Source organism: Bradyrhizobium sp. WBOS07 (genome assembly GCF_024585165.1).
In the GTDB taxonomy this organism is placed as follows: Bacteria; Pseudomonadota; Alphaproteobacteria; order Rhizobiales; family Xanthobacteraceae; genus Bradyrhizobium; species Bradyrhizobium japonicum_B.
On the sequence record NZ_CP029008.1, the window covers coordinates 3055078 to 3075906 of the forward strand.

The 20829-nt window shown below is 63.7% G+C and carries 22 protein-coding genes; 6 read left to right on the forward strand and 16 right to left on the reverse strand.

Annotation, left to right across the window (positions count from 1 at the left end; translation table 11 throughout):
* Window positions 1–14: 14 nt before the first annotated feature.
* On the reverse strand, window positions 15–593 hold the full coding sequence (locus tag DCM79_RS14430) for a hypothetical protein (protein ID WP_257180421.1): 579 nt from the start codon (window positions 591–593) through the stop codon (window positions 15–17).
* Between the two features lie 208 nt (window positions 594–801).
* Window positions 802–2424, reverse strand: a complete 1623-nt coding sequence (locus DCM79_RS14435) for a peptide chain release factor 3 (protein WP_257180422.1) — start codon at window positions 2422–2424, stop codon at window positions 802–804.
* A 156-nt stretch (window positions 2425–2580) separates the two neighbouring features.
* On the opposite strand from DCM79_RS14435, the gene sugE reads away from it, so the two are divergent.
* The gene (gene sugE / locus DCM79_RS14440; RefSeq protein WP_257180423.1) at window positions 2581–2895 is read left to right on the forward strand and encodes a quaternary ammonium compound efflux SMR transporter SugE; all 315 of its coding nucleotides are present in this window, start codon (window positions 2581–2583) and stop codon (window positions 2893–2895) included.
* On the opposite strand, the gene DCM79_RS14445 is transcribed toward sugE, so the two are convergent.
* The 7 genes from DCM79_RS14445 to DCM79_RS14475 form a co-directional block, all read right to left on the reverse strand.
* Complete coding sequence (locus DCM79_RS14445) at window positions 2888–3895, reverse strand: inorganic phosphate transporter (protein WP_028136880.1); 1008 nt, start codon at window positions 3893–3895, stop codon at window positions 2888–2890. The two genes, sugE and DCM79_RS14445, sit on opposite strands and share 8 nt — an antisense overlap.
* Before the next feature lie 70 nt (window positions 3896–3965).
* Window positions 3966–4610: a DUF47 domain-containing protein gene (locus DCM79_RS14450; RefSeq protein ID WP_028136881.1), complete on the reverse strand. Its 645-nt coding sequence runs from the start codon at window positions 4608–4610 to the stop codon at window positions 3966–3968.
* Between the two features lie 156 nt (window positions 4611–4766).
* Window positions 4767–5735 (reverse strand): branched-chain amino acid ABC transporter permease, encoded by a 969-nt coding sequence (locus DCM79_RS14455; RefSeq protein ID WP_257180424.1) that lies wholly within the window; start codon window positions 5733–5735, stop codon window positions 4767–4769.
* 1 nt (window position 5736) lies between these two features.
* Window positions 5737–6600: a branched-chain amino acid ABC transporter permease gene (locus DCM79_RS14460; RefSeq protein ID WP_008551982.1), complete on the reverse strand. Its 864-nt coding sequence runs from the start codon at window positions 6598–6600 to the stop codon at window positions 5737–5739.
* A gap of 65 nt (window positions 6601–6665) precedes the next feature.
* A complete protein-coding gene (locus DCM79_RS14465; protein ID WP_028136883.1) occupies window positions 6666–7886 on the reverse strand; it encodes an ABC transporter substrate-binding protein in 1221 nt (406 codons plus the stop codon).
* Between the two features lie 55 nt (window positions 7887–7941).
* On the reverse strand, window positions 7942–8688 hold the full coding sequence (locus DCM79_RS14470) for an ABC transporter ATP-binding protein (protein WP_028136884.1): 747 nt from the start codon (window positions 8686–8688) through the stop codon (window positions 7942–7944).
* The gene (locus DCM79_RS14475; RefSeq protein WP_028136885.1) at window positions 8681–9436 is read right to left on the reverse strand and encodes an ABC transporter ATP-binding protein; all 756 of its coding nucleotides are present in this window, start codon (window positions 9434–9436) and stop codon (window positions 8681–8683) included. The genes DCM79_RS14470 and DCM79_RS14475 overlap by 8 nt, the downstream gene beginning before the upstream one ends.
* A 340-nt stretch (window positions 9437–9776) precedes the next feature.
* Between DCM79_RS14475 and DCM79_RS14480 the strand changes: the two genes are divergently transcribed.
* Complete coding sequence (locus tag DCM79_RS14480; RefSeq protein WP_257180426.1) at window positions 9777–10442, forward strand: hypothetical protein; 666 nt, start codon at window positions 9777–9779, stop codon at window positions 10440–10442.
* A gap of 40 nt (window positions 10443–10482) precedes the next feature.
* On the opposite strand, the gene DCM79_RS14485 is transcribed toward DCM79_RS14480, so the two are convergent.
* On the reverse strand, window positions 10483–10842 hold the full coding sequence (locus DCM79_RS14485; RefSeq protein ID WP_257180427.1) for an ArsC family reductase: 360 nt from the start codon (window positions 10840–10842) through the stop codon (window positions 10483–10485).
* A gap of 104 nt (window positions 10843–10946) precedes the next feature.
* Here DCM79_RS14485 and DCM79_RS14490 point away from each other — a divergent pair, with 104 nt between their 5' ends.
* Complete coding sequence (locus DCM79_RS14490) at window positions 10947–11318, forward strand: tRNA-binding protein (RefSeq protein WP_028136888.1); 372 nt, start codon at window positions 10947–10949, stop codon at window positions 11316–11318.
* 247 nt (window positions 11319–11565) lie between these two features.
* Here DCM79_RS14490 and DCM79_RS14495 read toward each other — a convergent pair whose 3' ends face one another.
* From DCM79_RS14495 to DCM79_RS14520, 6 genes are read right to left on the reverse strand one after another with little or no spacing between them, the layout of a single operon-like run.
* Window positions 11566–12615 (reverse strand): LacI family DNA-binding transcriptional regulator, encoded by a 1050-nt coding sequence (locus DCM79_RS14495; protein WP_257180428.1) that lies wholly within the window; start codon window positions 12613–12615, stop codon window positions 11566–11568.
* On the reverse strand, window positions 12612–13256 hold the full coding sequence (locus tag DCM79_RS14500) for a ThuA domain-containing protein (protein WP_257180429.1): 645 nt from the start codon (window positions 13254–13256) through the stop codon (window positions 12612–12614). Before DCM79_RS14500 ends, DCM79_RS14495 begins: the two co-directional genes overlap by 4 nt.
* 10 nt (window positions 13257–13266) lie before the next feature.
* Window positions 13267–14364: a Gfo/Idh/MocA family protein gene (locus tag DCM79_RS14505; protein ID WP_257180430.1), complete on the reverse strand. Its 1098-nt coding sequence runs from the start codon at window positions 14362–14364 to the stop codon at window positions 13267–13269.
* A gap of 22 nt (window positions 14365–14386) precedes the next feature.
* A complete protein-coding gene (locus DCM79_RS14510; RefSeq protein WP_257180431.1) occupies window positions 14387–15235 on the reverse strand; it encodes a carbohydrate ABC transporter permease in 849 nt (282 codons plus the stop codon).
* A complete protein-coding gene (locus tag DCM79_RS14515) occupies window positions 15228–16169 on the reverse strand; it encodes a carbohydrate ABC transporter permease (RefSeq protein ID WP_257180432.1) in 942 nt (313 codons plus the stop codon). The genes DCM79_RS14510 and DCM79_RS14515 overlap by 8 nt, the downstream gene beginning before the upstream one ends.
* Window position 16170: 1 nt before the next feature.
* Window positions 16171–17436: an extracellular solute-binding protein gene (locus tag DCM79_RS14520; protein ID WP_257180433.1), complete on the reverse strand. Its 1266-nt coding sequence runs from the start codon at window positions 17434–17436 to the stop codon at window positions 16171–16173.
* 168 nt (window positions 17437–17604) lie between these two features.
* Between DCM79_RS14520 and DCM79_RS14525 the strand changes: the two genes are divergently transcribed.
* The 3 genes from DCM79_RS14525 (at window position 17605) to DCM79_RS14535 (ending at window position 20792) form a co-directional block, all read left to right on the forward strand.
* Window positions 17605–18363 (forward strand): SDR family NAD(P)-dependent oxidoreductase, encoded by a 759-nt coding sequence (locus DCM79_RS14525; protein WP_257180434.1) that lies wholly within the window; start codon window positions 17605–17607, stop codon window positions 18361–18363.
* Between the two features lie 222 nt (window positions 18364–18585).
* Window positions 18586–19836, forward strand: coding sequence for an ABC transporter substrate-binding protein (locus tag DCM79_RS14530; protein WP_028136896.1), 1251 nt, complete (start codon window positions 18586–18588; stop codon window positions 19834–19836).
* A 128-nt stretch (window positions 19837–19964) separates the two neighbouring features.
* A complete protein-coding gene (locus DCM79_RS14535; protein ID WP_028136897.1) occupies window positions 19965–20792 on the forward strand; it encodes an AraC family transcriptional regulator in 828 nt (275 codons plus the stop codon).
* The last annotated feature ends 37 nt before the right edge of the window (window positions 20793–20829 follow it).

Sequence of the window (20829 nt, forward strand, 5' to 3'; positions counted from 1 at the left end):
CCGCAACTCGTGCGCTACCGACCGATCTGTCGATTGTCGACATAGCGGATGGCGATCGGCCGGCCTGCCAGCGCGCCGCCGAGACCGCCGGTGAATTTCAGCGGCAGGCAGGCTTTCAGCGATGAATTGATGGCGTTGAGATAGGTGGTTCGGGTCTGTGCGGGCACCCCGGGCGTCGCATATGTGAGACGCGGCGGGCCGATCAGGCCGCCGTCCCTGTTGAAGCTGAAGCGCACCGACATCTGCATGCCCGCGCGCGCATTGTCCGATGGCGGCGACCAGCAGCTGCGCAACGCGGCGAAGAGGTCGCCGATCGTATCGAGATCGTGATCGGGCTTGTGATATTTGGCGCGGTCCGCCTCCGATGGAACGCTCTGGATGGTGAGCTGGAGGTTCTGGCCATAGGGGTAATCGATCTCGGGGATGCAGGGGCCCGGCTCCAGCGGGCTGCAATAGGACGGCGTGCAGGGCCTGTTGTCGAGCACGCTGCACGGCTCATGGGCGAACGGAATCGGATTGATCTGGCGCGGCCGCGCGTCGGCGGCAGCCGTCGAGATCGTCAGCAGGATGATGACGGGAATGCTGCGCCACATCACGCGAACGTGGCATCGGGAATGAACACGTCAAGCCGAGACGCGTTCACATGCTCGCGTTCAACTCCGGCGTCGTCGCCCGGCTTGACCGGGCGACCCAGTACGCCGTGACGACAATGATCGAATCGATGGGCTGCGGAGTACTGGATTCCCCGCCTTCGCGGGGAATGACAGTGTGTAGCTAACCGCGGGGCCACAACGCGCCCCGCTACCCCTTCTTCTTCACGTCCTTGACGTTGGTGAACTCGATGCCCTCGGCGCGCTCCTTGGTGTAGCCGAGATAGAACTCGTTCCTGGCGAGATACACGGGATCGCCGTCGACGTCGTCGGCGATGCTGGAGGTGTTGGCGGCGATGAAGGCATCGAGCTTCTTGCGGTCCTCCGAGGAGACCCAGCGCGCCAGCTGGAATTCGCTGACCTCGAACTCGACCGGCAGCGAATATTCCGCCTCGAGCCGCGCCTTCAGCACGTCGAGCTGCAGCGCGCCGACGACACCGACCAATGCCGGGGCGCCGTCGCGCGGGCGGAACACCTGCACCACGCCTTCTTCCGACATCTGCTGCAGCGCTTCCTTCAGCTTCTTGGCCTTCATCGCGTCGGTGAGCCGCACCCGGCGGACGATTTCCGGCGCGAAGCTCGGCACGCCGACGAAGTTGAAATCCTCGCCCTCGGTCAGGGTGTCGCCGATGCGCAGCGTGCCGTGGTTGGGGATGCCGACGACGTCGCCGGCGAAGGCCTCGTCCGCGACCGAGCGGTCCTGGGCAAAGAAGAATTGCGGGCTCGACAGCGGCATGCTCTTGCCGGTGCGCACCAGCTTGGCCTTCATGCCGCGGCTGAGCTTGCCCGAGCAGAGGCGCGCGAACGCGATGCGGTCGCGGTGGTTCGGATCCATGTTGGCCTGGATCTTGAACACGAAGGCGCTCATGCGCGGATCGGTGGCCTCGACCCTGCGCTGGTCGCTGTCCTGCGCGCGCGGCTCGGGCGCGAACTTGCCGAGGCCTTCCAGGAGGTCGCCGACACCGAAATTGCGCAGCGCGCTGCCGAAATAGACCGGCGTCAGATGGCCTTCGCGAAACGCCTCGAGCTCGAACGGTTTCGAGGCCTCGGTGACGAGCTCGAGCTCGTCCTTCACCGCGGAGACGTCGAGATTGGCGTTGAGCTTGGCGAGCTCCTCGATCGCGATCTGCTGGGCCGCGCCGGTCTTGGCGCCGCCGCCTTCGAGCAGGCGCACGCCGCCATTGACGACGTCATAGGTGCCGAGGAAGTCACGGCCGCGGCCGACCGGCCAGGTCATCGGCGTGGTGTCGAGCGCCAGCGTCTTCTCGATCTCGTCGAGCAGCTCGAACACGTCGCGGCTCTCGCGGTCCATCTTGTTGATGAAGGTGATGATCGGAATATCCCGCAGGCGGCACACCTCGAACAGCTTGCGGGTGCGCGCCTCGATGCCCTTGGCGGCGTCGATCACCATGACGGCGGAATCGACCGCGGTGAGCGTGCGATAGGTGTCTTCCGAAAAGTCCTCGTGGCCCGGCGTGTCCAGCAGGTTGAAGACGAGGCCCTCGAACTCGAAGGTCATGACCGAGGTCACGACCGAGATGCCGCGCTCGCGCTCGATCTTCATCCAATCCGAGCGGGTGTTGCGCCGCTCGCCCTTGGCCTTGACCTGGCCGGCCAGGTTGATGGCGCCGCCGAACAGCAGCAGCTTCTCGGTCAGCGTGGTCTTGCCGGCGTCGGGATGCGAGATGATCGCAAAGGTGCGCCGCCGCGCCACTTCAGCGGCAAGCGGGGAACGGGCCGGCGATTCGGCTGTGGTGATGGCGATGTCGGACATGGCGGGAGCGTGTGGCAGGGAAAACGGGCCTGATCAAGCCTCATTTGGTGATTGCAGAGCCATTCGGCCAGCCCCATATCGCTTTTCGGGAAGGACGGCCTTCCGTTTCTCAGCACCTCAGCCGCGGGGACGACCCTGCCTGAATGGAGGGTCGTCATGGCCTGGAGCATCCTGTTCGTCGCCGGGCTTCTCGAGATCACCTGGGCGATCGGCCTGAAATACACCGAGGGTTTTACCAGGCTTGTTCCGTCCGTCGTCACGCTGGTGGCCATGGCTGGCAGCGTCGTCCTGCTCGGCCTCGCGCTCAAATCGCTGCCGGTCGGAACCGCCTATGCGGTGTGGACCGGGATCGGCGCGGTCGGCACCGCGACGCTGGGCATCATCCTGTTCGGGGAGCCGGCCACGGCGCTGCGGCTTGCCAGCATCGGCCTGATCGTCGCCGGGATCGTCGGGCTGAAGCTCGTCACTTGACGAAGAGCTGGACCGCCCACCAGGTCAGCGCTGCGACGATGCCCGACGCCGGAATCGTGATCACCCAGGCATAGACGATCGAGCTTGCCACGTTCCAGCGCACCGCCGAGACGCGGCGGGCCGCGCCGACGCCGACGATGGCGCCGGTGATGGTGTGCGTGGTCGAGACGGGGACTCCGAGGAAGGTCGCCATGAACAGGGTCGCCGCGCCTCCGGTCTCGGCGCAGAAGCCCTGCATCGGCGTCAGCTTGGTGATGCGCAGGCCCATGGTGCGGACGATGCGCCAGCCGCCCATCAAGGTGCCCAGCGCCATCGCCGCCTGGCACGACAGCACCACCCAGAACGGCACCGAGAAGTCGCTGCCGAGATGGCCCTGCGAATACAGCAGCACCGCAATGATGCCCATGGTCTTCTGCGCGTCGTTGCCGCCATGGCCGAGCGAATAGAGCGAGGCGGAGGCGAACTGAAGGATGCGGAAGGCGCGATCGACCGCGAACGGCGTCGAGCGCACCGAGGCCCAGGACACGATCGCCACCAGCATCATCGCGAGCAGGAAGCCGACCAGCGGCGACAGCACGATCGCCAGCACCGTCTTGGACAATCCAGTCCACACCGCAGCCGAGATCCCGGCCTTGGCCATGCCGCCGCCGACGAGCCCGCCGATCAGCGCGTGCGAGGACGAGGACGGGATGCCGAGCGCCCAGGTCACCAGGTTCCAGACGATGGCGCCGACCAGCGCGGCGAAGATCACCTGGGGATCGACGATCGCGGGATCGATGATGCCGGTGCCAATGGTCTGGGCGACGTGCAGCCCGAACACCATGAAGGCGATGAAGTTGAAGAAGGCGGCCCAGAACACCGCGAATTGCGGCCGCAGCACGCGGGTGGAGACGATGGTCGCGATCGAATTGGCGGCGTCGTGCAGGCCGTTCAGGAAGTCGAACAGCAGCGCGACGGCGATCAAGCCGACCAGGATGGGAAGACCCAACGCGGCATCCACGGCGAGGCCCTACTTAAAGCTTGCGCATGATCTGAGCGGAAAACCGCTGCACACTTTTCCGGATCATGCGCTACACCTGCTCGATGACGATGCTGTTGATCTCGTTCGCGACGTCGTCGAAACGATCGGCCACCTTCTCCAGGTGGTCGTAGATCTCGACGCCGACGATGAAGTCCATCGCATTGCCGTCGCGGTGCTTGAGGAACAGCTCCTTCAGGCCGATGTCGTGGAGATCGTCGACGCGCCCCTCCAGCTTGCCCAACTCTTCCGTGATCGCGGTGAGCATGGCGACGTTCGGGCCGATCGACTGCATCAGCGGCAGTGCACGGCCGACCAGATTGGCGCATTCGATCAGAAGCCCGCCGATCTCGCGCATCGGCGGCTCGAAAGTGCGGACCTCGAACAGCATCACGGCCTTGGCGGTCTGCTGCATCTGGTCGATGGCGTCGTCCAGCGAGGTGATCAGGTTCTTGATGTCGCCGCGGTCGAACGGGGTGATGAAGGTGCGGCGCACCGCCGTCAACACCTCGCGGGTGATATTGTCGGCGTCGTTCTCGAACTGGTTGACGCGCTGGCAATAGACCGGTGTCTCCTCGCCCCCGTTGAGCATGCCCTGGAGCGCGATCGAGCCCTGGATCACCGTCTGGGCATGTCGGTCGAACAGGTCGAAGAACCGTTCTTCCTTGGGCAGGAAAGCACGAAACCATCGCATCATGGGGATAGGCTACCGGTTGGAAAATGGCCCGGCCCGAGGGGCCGTCATCGAACTGTCATAAACCATTTTCGAGCCGCGCGCGTGCCATCTCACGCCCGCGGAGCCGGATCATCCACCGCTTTCACGCGGCAAGTAAATTGACCTTAAATCAATTACTTAGAGTGATCTCCGGAAGTAATGCGCGATTTCACCGACGACGCCGCGGCGGAAGGTGAGCACGCAGACCACGAAGATCGCGCCCTGGATCACCGTCACCCATTGGCCGAAACCCGCCAGATATTGCTGCATGGCGATGATGACGAAGGCGCCGACCACGGGGCCGAAGATGGTGCCGAGGCCGCCGACCAGCGTCATCAGCACGACCTCGCCGGACATCGACCAATGGACGTCGGTGAGCGAGGCGTTCTGCGCCACGAACACTTTCAGCGCGCCGGCAAAGCCGGCCAGCGTGCCTGAAAGCACGAAGGCCAAGAATTTGTACTGGTCGGTCCGGTAGCCGAGCGAGATCGCCCGCGGCTCGTTCTCGCGGATCGCCTTCAGCACCTCGCCGAACGGCGAGTTGATGATGCGGAAGATCAGGAGAAAGCCGGCGAGGAACCCGGCCAGCACGACGTAATACAGCACCGTCGGCTTCGACAGATCGAAGATGCCGAACATGTGTCCCTGCGGGATGCCCTGGATGCCGTCCTCACCATGGGTGAACGGGGCCTGGAGGTAGATGAAGTACAAGAGCTGCGACAGCGCCAGCGTGATCATCGAGAAGTAGATGCCCTGGCGGCGGATCGAGATGTAGCCCGTGATGAGCGAGAGCACGAAAGCCGCGGCGATGCCGACGAGGATGCCGAGTTCGGGCGGCAAGGCCCACACCTTCAACGCATGCGCGCTGCAATAGCCGGCGGTTCCCAGGAACATCGCGTGGCCGAACGACAGCAGGCCGCCATAGCCGATCAAGAGGTTGAAGGCACAGGCGAGCAGCGCAAAGCACAGCGCCTGCATGACGAAGAACGGGTAGACGCCCGTGAACGGCACCGTGGCGAGCAGCAGCGCCATCACCACGAAAACGATCATCTCGTCGCGCATCGCGCGAGGGGTCACCGGCAGCGTGTCGTCCGTCAGGGTTGTCATATCAGGCCGCCCTTCCCGTCAATCCCGTTGGCTTCACCAAGAGCACCAGCACCATCAGCACGAACACGACGGTGTTGGAGGCCTCGGGGTAGAAATATTTGGTCAGACCCTCGATCACCCCGAGCGCGAAGCCGGTGATGATGGAGCCCATGATCGATCCCATGCCGCCGATCACGACCACCGCGAACACGACGATGATGAGGTCGGCGCCCATCAGCGGCCGCACCTGGTTGATCGGGGCCGAGAGCACGCCGGCGAGCGCGGCGAGGCCCACGCCGAGACCGTAAGTGAGCGTGATCATGCGCGGCACGTTGATGCCGAAGGCGCGCACCAGAGTCGGATTTTCAGTCGCGGCGCGCAGATATGCGCCGAGCTGGGTCTTCTCGATCAGGAACCAGGTCGCAAGGCACACGACCAGCGAGAACACGACCACCCAGCCGCGATAGATCGGCAGGAACATGAAGCCGAGATTCATGCCGCCCTTGAGCTGGTCCGGAATGGCGTAAGGCAGGCCGGACGAGCCGAAATAGTTCTGGAACACGCCCTGCACGATCAGCGCGATGCCGAAGGTCAGGAGCAGGCCGTAGAGATGATCGAGCCCGGTCAGCCATTGCAGCATGGTCCGCTCGAGGATCATGCCGAAGATGCCGACGATGATGGGCGCAAGCAGCAGCGCCCACCAATAATTGATGCCGCCGAGATTCAGCAGGAAATAGGCAACGAAGGCGCCCATCATGTAGAGCGCGCCATGGGCGAAATTGATGATGTTGAGCATGCCGAAGATCACGGCAAGCCCGAGACTGAGCAGCGCGTAGAACGAGCCGTTGATCAGTCCCACCAGTAGCTGAGCGTAAAGAGCCTGCATCGATCAATCTCGTACCCGGTCGCGTTATGCCAATTCATTCTGCCGCGCCCGCGGGCGCGGCCAACTCACTTCTTCACCAGGGGACAGGCGCTTTCCGACAGCGGCCGGAAGGCCTGCTCGCCGGGGGTCGTGCCGATCAGCTTGTAATAGTCCCAGGGTCCCTTGGACTCCTCGGGCTTCTTCACCTCGAAGAGATAGGCCGGATGCAGCTTGCGGCCGTCGGCGCGGATCGTGCCCTTGCCGAACAGCGCGTCGTCCGTCGGCATTTCCTTCATCTTGGCGACGACCTTCGCGCCGTCATGCGGATTGCCACCCATGGCCTCCAGCGCCTTGAAATAGTGCAGCAGGCCCGAATAGACGCCGGCCTGCACCATCGAGGGCATCGCCTTGTTCTTCATGCGCTCGGAGAAGCGCTTGGAGAACGCGCGCGTCCCGTCGTTCATGTCCCAATAGAAGGTCTCGGTGAAGTTCAGGCCCTGCGCCACCTTCAGGCCGAGTGCGTGCACGTCGGTGATGAAGAGCAGCAGGCCCGCAAGTTTCTGACCGCCCGAGACGATGCCGAACTCCGCCGCCTGCTTGATCGTGTTGGTGGTGTCGCCGCCGGCATTCGCCATGCCGATGATCTTGGCCTTGGAGGCCTGCGCTTGAAGCAGGAACGACGAGAAGTCGGCGGTATTGAGGGGATGCTTGACGTTGCCGATCACCTTGCCGCCCGATTTCAGCACGACCGCGGCGGTGTCGCGCTCGAGGGCATGGCCGAAGGCATAGTCCGCGGTCAGGAAGTACCAGGTGTCGCCGCCCGACTTCACCAGCGCCTGCCCCGTGCTGTTGGCCAGCATGTAGGTGTCATAGACCCAGTGGACCGTGTTCGGCGAGCACTGCGCGTTGGTGAGATCCGACGTCGCTGCGCCGGTGTCGATCAGGATGGAATTCTTCTCCTTGACGACATTGTTGACCGCCAGCGCAACGCCGGAGTTCAGGACATCCATGAAGATGTCGACCTTCTCGACGTCGATCCATTGCCGGGCGATCGTGGAGCCGATGTCGGGCTTGTTCTGATGGTCTGCGGAGATCAGGTCGAGCTTCCAGCCCTTGGCCGCGAGCCCGGAATCCTCGATCGCCATCTGCGCGGCGACGGTCGAGCCGGGGCCGCCGAGGTCGGCATAGAGTCCCGAATTGTCGGTCAGCACGCCGATCTTGATGTTCTTGTCCTGCGCGACCGCGGCACCTGCCGAACCGAAGGCCAGGGCTGTGCCGAGCAACATTGCCGAAATGCCGTGCTTCATGATCCGCTCCCCAGTATGGCTTTGATGACTACTCTCGATGGTCCGGCCTGCACAGCTACACGCCGAGATAGGTGTGGAGCTTGTCCATGTTGGCGGCAAGCTCGGCATTGGAAAATCCGTCAATGATCTTGCCATGCTCGACCACGTAGTAGCGGTCGGCGACGGTGGAGGCGAAGCGGAAATTCTGCTCGACCAGGAGGATCGTGAAGCCCTCCTTCTTGAGCCGCGCAATGGTGTGGCCGATCTGCTGGATGATGACGGGCGCAAGACCTTCGGTCGGCTCGTCCAGCATCAGGAAGCTCGCGCCGGTGCGCAGGATGCGCGCGATCGCGAGCATCTGCTGCTCGCCGCCGGACAGCTTGGTGCCCTGGCTGTTGAGCCGCTCCTTCAGGTTCGGAAACAGCTCGAAGATCTGTTCGAGCGGCAATCCGCCTTCACGGACCACCGGCGGCAGCATCAAGTTCTCGCGCACGTCGAGACTGGCGAATATGCCCCGCTCTTCCGGACAGAACGCGATGCCCATGCGCGCGATCTTGTCGGAGCTCGCGCGGATAATCTCCTGGTTGTTGAACTTTACCGAGCCGGTACGCTTGCCGATGATGCCCATGATCGACTTCAGCGTGGTCGTCTTGCCGGCGCCGTTGCGCCCGAGCAGGGTGACGACCTCGCCCGCGTTCACGTCGAAGTTGATCCCGTGCAGGATGTGGGACTCGCCGTACCAGGCTTCGAGGTTGCGGACTTGAAGGATGTTTCCGCCGGTCGCAACCTTGGCCGGAGCCTCGGCCATCGCAGTGTCAGGCATGCCCGGCTCCCAAGTATGCTTCCTTGACGCGCTCGTCCTTGGTGAGCTCGCTGTAATGACCTTGCGCGAGCACCTGCCCGCGCGTCAGCACGGTGATGATGTCGGAGAGGTTGGCCACGACGCTCAGATTATGCTCGACCATCAGGATGGTATATTTCGCGGAGATGCGCTTGATCAGCGCCGCGATCTTGTCGATGTCCTCGTGGCCCATGCCGGCCATCGGCTCGTCCAGCAGCATCATCTCCGGGTCGAGTGCGAGCGTGGTTGCAATTTCGAGTGCACGCTTGCGGCCATAGGGCATCTCGACCGCGGGCGTGTTGGCAAACTCGCTGAGACCGACATCGTTGAGGAGCTCGCGGGCGCGGTCGTTGAAGCGGTTGAGGACCGATTTGGAGCGCCAGAAATCGAACGAAGAGCCGTGCTGGCGCTGAAGCGCGACACGGACGTTCTCCTGCGCGGTGAGATGCGGAAATACCGCCGAGATCTGGAACGAACGAACAAGGCCCAGGCGGGCCACGTCGGCCGGCGCCATCGCCGTGATGTCCTGCCCCTTGTACAGGATTTTTCCGGCAGACGGTTTGAGGAACTTGGTCAGAAGATTGAAGCAGGTCGTCTTGCCGGCCCCATTCGGGCCGATCAACGCGTGAATGCTCCCACGGCGAACCTTGAGCGCAACGTCGCGGACGGCGAAGAAGCCCGCGAACTCCTTGGTCAAGCCTTCCGTTTCGAGAATGAACTCATCGGCCAAACAGATTTCCCCCTGCCACGCGCGCTAGCTGCGTGGCTATCCTTGTTGCTTCGGCTTTCCGGTGGCCTTGGAGCCTGTCCTTGATAGCCCATCCGGAACGCCGCCTCCGGGCGCGGAATATGCCGGAGGTGACGGGGGTTAGGCAAGGCGGAAAGCTGAGCAGATCAGGTCTCCGGCTGGGATACAAATGCTCCCTTAGTCGGAGGTGTGTGATGTCGTGCCTGCCCGGCCTCCCGGTTCGCAAGACACCGGTCGTCAAGTCGTCGTTAACGGTCTTTCGTTCCGTGCGCCAGCCTTCATCAATAATTTTCCCGCACATGGGATCGTGCGCAGGTTTTTGATGGTCTGGAATATTGTCTTGGATTTCGCCAGCGCCGCTCCTTCCGTCGTCAAGTCGATCAGGCAGCGTGATCTCCTGAACACGTGGCTGCGACTCTATGCGCGCGAGCAGATCGCGCCGGCGGTCTGGGAGTATCAGCCCGCGCGGCTCGAGGAGGAGCTGTCCGATCTCATCTATTATACAGTGGATACGTCGACGCCGGCCCCGCGCCTGATCATCCAGAGCGAAAACACGCGGATCTCGCGCGCCTATGGACATACCGGCAAGGGCGTTCTGCTCGAGGACTATCTCGGGCCACGATTCGCGCCGCTCGTGATGCCGATCTATCTCGAATGCGTGGCGCGCGGGCTGCCGGTCTACAGCGTTGCCGACGTCGACGACATCTACGGGCGCATCGTCGCCTATGAACGGCTGCTGCTGCCTTTCCAGACCGACGGCAAAGTCTGTCACGTCATCGCATCGGTCAAGACCTTCTGCGAGGACGGCGGCTTCGAGATCAAGAATCTGATGCGCGGAAATGACGCGCTGCCTCGTCCGAAACTGCGCGCCCTGATCGATCGTGAGCTCTTCCATCGTTCGCCCGGCCGCATCGCGACGGCCGAATTGGTCGAGTTCGCGGACCAGCCGGATCCCGGCGTCACCAATGAGATCATCGAGCTGAACTAAGACGCGGAACGCGCGATGACATTCTCATCGCGCTTTGGCGTCAGCGCGACTTGGCGCCGACTTCCCTGGCATAGATGTCCGGCTTGAAGCCCACCAGCAGCTTGCCGCCGATTTCCAGCACCGGCCGCTTGATCATCGATGGTTGCGCTAGCATCAAGGCCAGCGCCTTCTTCTCGGAGAGGCCTCCCTTGTCAGCATCGGGCAGCTTCTTGAACGTCGTCCCGGCGCGATTGAGCAGCGTCTCCCAGCCGACCTTGTCGCTCCACTGCTTGAGCTTGTCCTTCTCCACGCCCGCCGCCTTGTAGTCGTGGAACGCGTAAGGCACGCCATGGCTATCGAGCCAGGCGCGCGCCTTCTTCATGGTGTCGCAGTTCTTGATGCCGTAGATGATGTTGGGCAAGACGTTCCTCGCGCATGACGCATCGTGATGGACGCGGCGTTGTACGAAACTCCGCTCCGCGCGACAATATTGCGAACGACGCCACCTTGCCGAACGGACATCCCATGCACGTCACCCACGATCCCGCAGCCGCCGCCACGCCGACCATCGACTTCAACAGCTTTCTCGCCGTCGATATCCGCGTCGGCACCATCGTCGACGCCAAGCCGTTTCCCGAGGCGCGCAAGCCGGCATTTCGGCTGTGGATCGACTTCGGGCCCGCCATCGGCGTGCGCAAGAGCTCGGCCCAGATCACCGAAAACCATCCGATCGAGACGTTGGTAGGACAACAGGTCGCGGCCGTCGTCAATTTCCCGCCACGCCAGATCGGACCTGTCATCTCGGAGGTGCTGACGCTCGGCTTCCCCGACGCCGACGGCAAGGTCGTGCTGGTGCAGCCGAGCCAGCCGGTGCCGAACGGCGGACGGCTGTTCTAGCCGCGCGGTCCGGGGCTGCCGCGTCGCTGCCGCCGGCGCACTGCCGAAGCCCCGCGCAACCGCCGCGGCCGCACCGACGCCGTCGAAGGCATCCAGATACCGAGCGCCCTGATCGTGGCGCGGTCGCGCGCATGCTGATCGCGATCTTCCAGGGGTTCGTGCTGCAAAAAAGCTGGGCGACGAATTTGACGTCGACGCCTGCATGGCGGCGGTGGCCGGCATGATCGACGGCTTCCGCGCGGCAACGTTACGGCAGATTGTCCCGCAAAAAAATGTCGATGCGGATGCGCTCCTGATCGGGGCTGATCGGCTCACCCGAACAATGCGCGAGCAGGACCCGCGCCGCAGACCGCGCCTCGTGGCCGGGATCCTGGTTGATGATGGCATCGAGCGTGCCGCGCACAAGGAAGCGCCGTGTGTACTGGGTCAGCTCGTGGGTGATCCAGACCACCTCGCGCGCGCGGCCGGAGGCTTCGAGCGCATCGGCGATGCCTCGATTTCCGGCGCCGCAGCAATATATGCCGCGGAGATCGGCATGGCGCGCCAGCAACGCGGTGGTGAGCTCTCGCGTGCGTGCGCTGTCGTCGCGGCCCTCGATGACCGGTAGCATGCGCAGGTTCGGATACTCGCTGGAGAGGATCTGGTGAAAACCGAACTGCCGCTCGGTGTGATCGCGCAGCGACAACGACCCGGCGATCACGGCGACCGTCCCCTCGCGGCCGGCGAGGAAGCGTCCCAGCAGCGTTGCGGCGGTTCGTCCCGCGGCCGGGTTGTCGATGCCGACGTAATGCAGGCGGCGCGAGCTCGGCGCGTCCGACACGAGGGTCACCACGGCGACCCCGCGCGCGGTGAGCTCGTCGATCGCAGCGCGCACCCTTGGGTGGTCGAGCGCGATGACGGCGACGCCCTGATAGGCCGGCGACAAGTCCTCCAGCGTGCCGGCCAGCACATCCGGATCGAACACATCGACATGGAGGATGTCGATGAAGCCGCGCTGGCCGGCAAGCCAGTCTGCGGTGCGCTGGACCTGCTCGGCCAAATTGGTCATGAAGCTGTTGCTGCCGGACGGCAGCACGAAGGCGAAGCGAAAGCTCTGCCCGCGTGCGAGCCGCGCCGCCGCCACGTCGGCGCGGTAGCCCAGCTTGGCGACGGCGGCCTCGACACGCGCGACGGTCTTGGCGCGCACGCCCTCTCGCCGGTTGACGACGCGGTCGACGGTCGCGAGCGAAACGCCGGCGGCCCGCGCGACATCCTCGAGCGTGGCGCGAACGACCGGCTGCGTCGCGCCAGCGCTCATTCGCGCGCCGCCCACAGCATGCCGCGGGTCATCAGGGTGCGGATCTCCGGCACGTCGAGCTCGTAGGCGCGGTGGCCGAGCGAGGAATAGAACACCCTGCCCGCGCCATAGCGCTTTTTCCACACCACGGGCATCACCACGCCCTCGATCCAGGACGCGTGCTCGCCGGTAAAGGTCGTCGTCGCCAGCACCTCATTGGCGGGGTCGACATGCATGTAGTACTGCTCGGAACGATGCTCGAAACTCTTCAGGCCCTTCATGATGGGGTCGTCCGGCTTCGTCAAGTCGACTTTGTAGTCGATGATGTTGCCGGGATGGGCAACCCACTGCCCGCCGCACAGGAACTGGTATTCGACCGACTCGCGGAAAGCATCGCACATGCCGCCATGATGGCCGGCGAGCCCGACGCCTGCGCGCACCGCAGCGCAGAGATTCAGCGCGTCCGGCTTCTCGATCTTCGACATGGTGTAGATCGGGATGATCAACGACAGATCATGGATCGCCGGATCGCCGAATGCTTCCGTCGTCGTTTCGATCCGGACCTCAAAACCTTCCGCCCTGAGCCAGCCGCGGATCATCGAGGCACACAGATCCGGATCGTGTCCCGACCAGCCGCCCCAAACAATCATTGCCTTGCGCATGGTCATTCCCTCAATCGATCTGTCCGGTTTCACGCCCCGTGGGCAGCATCGCCGGCCGCTCGACGCGGCTCTCGATCTTGACGCGCCGCCCCTCGTCGGCGGAGGTCTGGAACGCCTCCATCACCTCCAGCACGTGAAAGGCGAGCGCGCCGCTGGCGCGATGCGGCCGGTTGTCGAGGATCGCGGCGGCCATATCGGCGACACCGATGGAACGGAACTCACCCTCGACATGACCGTGGGTCAACGGCACCGTCTCCCATTCACCGCCGGTCCTGGCGATCTGCACCTCGCCGCCGAAGCGGTTCGGGTCCGGCACCAGCATGCTGCCCTTGTCGCCATAGATCTCGATCGGCGCATGGCGGTGCTTCGGCACGTCGAAGCTCATCGCGATCGAGACGACTGCTCCGCTCTCGAATTCGAGCGTGCCTGCGACATGGGTCGAAACCTCCACCGGGATCAAGCTGCCGTTCATCGGCTGGCTGGTGACGAGACGCTCGGTCTTCGGGCGCGCGGTCGAGCCCATCACACTCGCGACCGGTCCGAGCAGCTGCACGAGATCGGTGATGTAATACGGGCCCATGTCGAGCATCGGGCCGCCACCGCGCAAGTAATAGAAACCCGGCGCCGGATGCCAGCGCTCGTGGCCCGGGCAGCCGAAGAAGGCACTGCCCGCCACCGGCGTGCCGATGACGCCGTCGTCGATCAGCTTGCGCGCGGTCTGGTGTCCGCCGCCAAGGAACGTGTCGGGCGCGCAGCCGACGCGAAGATTCTTCTGCGCGGCGAGATCCATCACCTTGCGGGCCTCCGCGACGTTGATGCCGAGCGGCTTCTCGGAATGGACGTGCTTGCCGGCGTTCAGCACCGCGAGGCTGACATCGGTGTGGGCGAGCGGCACGGTGAGATTGATGACGATTTCGACGTCGTCGCGCTTGAGCAGCTGATCGACCCGCATCGCCGGCAGCCCGAAGGCGGCCCCCTGCCGCTCCGCCATATCGCTGCGCATGTCGGCCAACGCTCTCACCTCCATGACCGGGAAGCGCTGCGCTGCCTTGAGGTAGGCGGTGCTGATCACACCGCAGCCGATGATTCCGACGCCGACTTTTCTCATTGCGTTCTCCGTGAAGTCCTGCTCATCCCTTGACCGCGCCTGCGGTGAGACCGGCGACGATGTGCTTCTGTGCCAGCAGGAACAGAATAATTGTCGGCAGGATGGTGAGCGTGATGAAGGCCAGGATCAGGTGCCACTCGGACGAATATTCGCCCTGGTAGATCATGATGCCGAGCGGCCAGGGATAGAGCGCATCGGTGTTGAGCATCACGAGCGGCAGCAGATAGGCGTTCCAGCTGTTGACGAAGGTGATGGTCCCGACGGTCGCGAGGATCGGCCGTGACAGCGGCAATGTCACGTATCGGAAGAACTTGATGTAGCTACAGCCGTCGACCAGCGCCGCTTCGAGCAGCTCGTGCGGAATGTCCTTGAAGAAGCGCCGCAGCAGCAGCACGCTCATGGCGAGGCCGAAGGCCACCTGCGGCAGCGCGACACCGAAATAGGTGTCGAGCAGTCCGAGGTCGCGCACCTTGATGAACAAGGGCAGCACGGCGGTCGCCGCAGGAAACAGCAGACCGAGCGTCAGGTAGCTCAACAGCATCGAGCTGCCGTAGAACTTGACATGGGCGAAGGTGAAAGCCGCCATCGACGCGACGATCAGGGTCAACGTCACCGTGAGCGTCGAGATGATCAGCGAGTTGCGCAGGAGCTGCCAGTAGCGCGCCGAGAACAGGATGTCGGCGTAATTCTGCCATTCCCAGTGCATGGGCCAGCCGAACGGATTGACCCGCAATTCGCCGAGCGACTTGAAGCCTCCGAGCACGGTCGCGAGCAGCGGCACCAGCACGAAGACGGCGACGACGGCGAGGAACACCGTCTTGAGCGGCACGGCGGGATCGAACGGCGCGCGGGCGGTTTCGGCACTATTCATCGCGCATGAACCATCGCTTGTAGGTGAAGGCAAAGGTCACGCAGATCACGAACAGGATCACGCCGATGGCGCTGCCGTAGCCGACCCGCATGCGCGAGATGCCGTTGTTGTAGAGGAAGCTCACCATGGTGTTTGAGGAATCCGCAGGGCCCCCGCGCGTCAGCGGCATGACCAGGTCGAACAGCTGCAGCGAGCCGACGATGGCGAAGAACACCGAGAGCCGGATCGTCGGATAGAGCAAGGGGATGACGACGTGACGCAGCGCCTGCGAGCGCGTTGCACCGTCGATTCTCGCCGCCTCGACCAGGCTCTTGTCGAGACCTTGAAGCGCGGCGATGAACAGCATCATGTGGAAGCCGAAATATTTCCAGACGATCACGATCAGCACCGCCAGCATCGCCGTGTCGGTCGAGGCCAGGAGATGCGGCGGCTCGGCGCCGAAGCTGCGCCAGATCGAGGCGACCAGGCCGTAATCGCCGTCATAGACGAACGAGAAGATCAGCCCGGTCGCGATCTCGGCCAGGATGTAGGGCATGAAGAACAGCATGCGCAGCGCCACGGCTCCCCGAAAGCGCTCGGCGAGCATCAGCGCCAGCGTCAGCGCAAGCGGCAGCTGGATCGCGAGCGAGACCGCGATGATCAGCCCGTTGTTGCGCAGTGCGAGCCAGAAGGCGCGCGTCTCCAGCACGAAGCGGTAATTGTCGAATCCGATCCAGTTGGTCGGCCTGCCAAACCCGTTCCAGTTGAAGGCCGAATACCAGGCCGCCTCGCCGATCGGCAACACCACGAACAGGGTGAACAACAGCAGCGCCGGCGGCAGGAACAGGATCAGGACCGTGAAGCGGCCGTCCCAGCTCGGGCCGCGAACAGCGGCCCGCGGCGCCGTCTCGGCGGCGACGCGCATCGCCGGCGCGATCGCGATCCGCCGCGCCACCTCAATTGCCCTGCTTCCACGCCGCCTCGATGGCTTTCGCAGCGTCCCGAGGGTTCATGCTGCCACCGGCGATTTCCGCGGTGACATCATTCACGACGCGGCCGACGGAGGGGCCCAGGCTCTGGTCATAGAAATTCTGGTGATAGTTCGATTTCGCCAGATTGGCCGCGATCTGCTTCATGAAGGCGCTGTTGAGGCCGGCCTCGCCCCCCTTGACGACGGGAACGATGAAGTTGCCGGCGGCAAGCCGCGCCTGCACGTCCTTGGAGATAAAGAATTTCAGGAAGTCGGTGGCTTCCTTGGGCGCCCCCTTGGTGATCAACCAGCCGGTGATGCCGCCGAGCGTGTCCGACGGCTCACCCTTGCCGCCGGGTACGACCGGAAAATCGAACCAGCCCAGCTTGTCGTCGCCGAGACCGACCTTGTCGGCGGCAAGTGCGCGCTGGGTGTGATAGAAGGACGAGATGGCCAGGATCATCGCGGCCTTTCCGTCGCCGAAATAGCCGACAGCCTGCGGGTTCTTGAAGCCGAGGAAGCCATTCTGGAACGGCTGTAGATCGACCAGCTGCTTGAACAACTCGCCGGATCTCTGGAAGGTCTCCCCGGCGAAGCCACCATTCTCACCCTTCAGCGCTGCATCGAAGGCCGGCTTGCCGCCGACGCGCACTGCGAGATGCGTCCAGTAGAAATGCAACGGCCATTTGTCGGCGCCGCCAACCACAATCGGCGTAACACCTGCGGCCTTCAGCGTTTTCACCGCGCCGAGCAGATCGTCCCATGTCTTGATCTTACTTGCATCGACATTGCCCTTGGCCATCAAATCCTTGTTGTAGAGGAAGCCGACCTGCGATAGCGCGATCGGAAGTCCAAAGACGCGGCCGTTCTGGGTGAAGGCGGCGAGCGCCGCCGGTGCGATCGTGTCGCCGTAGCCGCCGCTCCTCACGGAGTCGGTGATGTCTTCCAGCACGCCCGCCTCGACCTGCGCCTTCAGCACTCCGCCGGCCCAACTATAGATGATGTGCGGCCGGTCCTTCGATTGCAGGATGGTCGGCAGCTTGGCCTTGTAGGCCTCGTTCTCGAGGAACTGCATCTCGACCTTCACACCGGGGTGCGACGCCTCATAGCTGCGTGCGACCTCCTCCCAGATCTTCACCTGGGCCGGGTTGACCTCGATGTGCAGCCATTTCACGGTCGTGTCGGCTGCGGCCGAATTGGCCCAAAGCAGACAGGCGGCAGCGGCGAGTCCCAGCTTCCCGAGCAGTCTCATCACATTCCTCCCACCGGCTTTTATTCGTTGATCGCAATCCTGCCTTCGATTTTTGAGGTGCGCAACTAAAATTCTGATCTATGGACCTCAGGCGGGAACAGCTAAGGTTGGGCCAGGGAGAGATGGCGGCGTCCTGCGCCGTCCGCAAACGCAACTCGAGAGGTGTCCATGACCGCCGTTTATTCCGACCTCGCCCGCAAGGTCGTTCTTGTCACCGGTGGCGCATCGGGAATTGGCGCTGCGATCGTGCGGCGCTTCGCGCAACAGAAATCCGAGGTGGTGTTCTTCGACATCAAGGCCGAGGAAGGTCGACGCCTCGCGAGCGAGTTGTCCGATCAGGGTCTGGCTGCGCATTTCCGGCACGTCGACCTCACCGATATCGCCGCGTTGCGAGCCGGCGTCGCGGAGGCGCGCAGCGCGCACGGCGCGATCAACATCCTCGTGAACAATGCGGCGAATGACGAACGGCACAAGACCGAGGAGATGACCCCGGAGCATTGGGACGACCGCATCGCGGTGAACCTGAAGCACCAGTTCTTTGCGGCGCAGGCCGTGCTGCCGGACATGAAGGCGGCGAATGCCGGCGCCATCATCAACTTCGGCTCGGTGTCCTGGATCGCCGGACAAGGCGGCATGGCTGCGTACACGGCCAGCAAGTCCGGCGTCATCGGTCTTACGCGCTCCTTGGCGCGCGACTATGGTCCCTACAATATCCGCGTGAACGCGATCGCGCCGGGCTGGATCATGACCGAGCGCCAGCTCGAGAAATGGATGACGCCGGAGGGCGAGGTGGAACTGATGCAGCGGCAATGCCTGAAGCGCAAGCTCGTGCCCGACGAGGTCGCCAGGTTCACCGTCTTCCTCGCCTCCGACGAAGCCTCCGCCTGCACCGCTCAGCACTACATCGTGGATGGCGGCTGGGTGTGAGATGCCGAGGACGGCGATGCATCGAGGCACAGCCTAGTGGCCGCTTGCACTGCAAAACAACTTGCGCCGCAACATTCAAAAATGAGACTGCCCGTTAAACCGGACGAGGCGCGCACGCGGGCAGGCGCATTCGACTTCGGCTAGCTTCCCTCCAAAGCCGCGGGCTGTTCGAGAGCCACGGGCGTCGCGCGGCAACAAAGCTGCGATACAGGGAGGAGCAAAATGTCGAAATGCAGTGTGGGACTGCTCGCGCTGAGCAGCCTGTTTCTTTCGGGCGCGGCGATCGCCCAGGAAAAGATCAAGGTCGGCGTCACGGCCACGCTCGAAGGCACCTACACGGTGCTCGGCGAGGACGGGATCCGCGGCCACCAGACCGCGCTCAACGTGCTGGGCAAGAAAGTCGGCGACAAGGAGCTCGAATTCATCATCGCCTCCACCGACGCGACGCCCGATTCCGCGGTCCGTGCCGTGCGCAAACTGATCGAGCAGGACAAGGTGCAGATCCTGCTGTCCCCGCTATCCGGTGACGAAGGCATCGCCGTCAAGAATTTCGCAAAGACCCATCCGGAGCTGACCTTCATCAACGCCGCCTCGGGTGCCCAGGAAACGACCTATGTCGATCCCGCCCCGAACTTCTTCCGCTACAACATGGACGGCGCGCAATGGCAGGTGGGCCTCGGCAAATACGCCTATGAGGAGAAGAAGTATCGCAAGATCGCGACCGTCGGCGAGGACTATTCCTTCATCTACACCCAGGTGTTCGGCCTCGTGCTCGAATTCTGCGGCGCCGGCGGACAGGTCACGAACCGACAATGGGTGCCGCTCGGCACCAAGGACTTCGCCTCGGTCATCGCAGCGCTGCCCGACGATGTCGATGCGATCTATCTGGGCCTCGGCGGCGCCGACGCCGTCAACTTCCTCAACCAATATCAGCAGGCCGGCGGCAAGGCGCATCTGATGGGCGGCTCCATCATGATCGACCAGACCATCCTGTCGTCCAAGGGCAACGCCAAGAACGCTCTGATCGGCACCATCGCGGCGAGCGGCCAGGCCGACACCTGGGAGGATCCGGGCTGGCAGAAATTCGTGAAGGCCTATCAGGACGCCTTCCCGCCCAACAAGCGCTTCCCCAGCCCGTCACTGCTCGCCACCAACTATTACGACTCGACCATGGCGCTGATCCTGGCGCTGCGGCAGGTCAATGGCGATCTCTCCAACAACCAGGCCAAGTACAAGGAAGCCCTCGCCAAGATCGAGATCGACGCGCCCAACGGCAAGATCAAGCTCGACTCCAACCGGCAGGCGATCGGCACGAACTTCGTCACCGAAGTCGTCGACGACGGCAAGGGCGCGCTGTTCTCAAAGGTCGTGAAGGTGATCCCCAACGTCAACCAGACGCTGGGCTATGATCCTGCGGTGTTTGCCAAGATCGGTTTGCCAAGCCGTACAGTACCGGAATGTAAGAAGTACTGACGTAGTCCCATCGCGGGCGATGACTGACCGGGGAGAGATTTGTAAGGGCGCGACGCGTGGCGCACTTGCATTCTCTCCCCGGTTGTTGAACGCTATCGGAAAAACGAAGAGCTTCTGGGAGGGAAGGCATGAGCCGGGCGCTCGCCGTCTTCCACGGCCGCTTCGGCCGGGCGACGGTCTATCAGTTGAACCGCCCTTTCAATATCCACGCGCATCGTGAAGGTCATTTGATCTTCCATGTCGGGGGACGTCCCGCATGCATCGATGTCAGCGATGGACGTTACGAGCTCACCGAAGGTTCCGTCGTCGCCGTCAATCCATGGGAGCCGCACAATTTCCTGCCGTCCGACCTCGAAGGCGGCGCCGTTTTCTTCGTGCTCTATGTCAATGCGGAATGGTTTGCGCCCGATGCGCCCGGCACCGACCGGTTGCGCTTCGGCCGGACCCAGTTCACGCGGTCGGTCGCGCTGGACAAGCATATCAGGCACGCCGCCGCCCTCGTCTGCGGCGCACCCTCGCTCAACAGCCTCGATGGCGAGCTGAGAAGGCTGATCGACATCTGCTACGACGAGAGTTGGCAACAGGCGGAGGCCGCGCGCGATCCGCGCGCGAACGGCTCCGTCACCGATTTTCGCGTGCGCAAGTGCATAAAGATGATGTCGGAAAGTCCCGGCGCCGAGATCGAGCTCGACACCATCGCACGCGAATCCGGCCTGTCGCGACCGCACTTCTACCGGCTGTTCCGCACCCAGACCGGCGTCACGCCGCACCTCTATCTCAACACGCTGATGATGGAGCAGGCGCTGGAGGCGCTGGTGGCGAGCGAGGCGCCGATCGCCGACATCGGCTTCGATCTCGGCTTCTCCTCGCAAAGCGGCTTCACGCGTTTCTTCGCCGCCAATGTCGGGATGGCCCCGACCGATTATCGCCGCGCCGCCAAGGTTTTGCGCGCCTGACGGGCGCGCGAAAAGATACTCACGATCAAATGCGTCC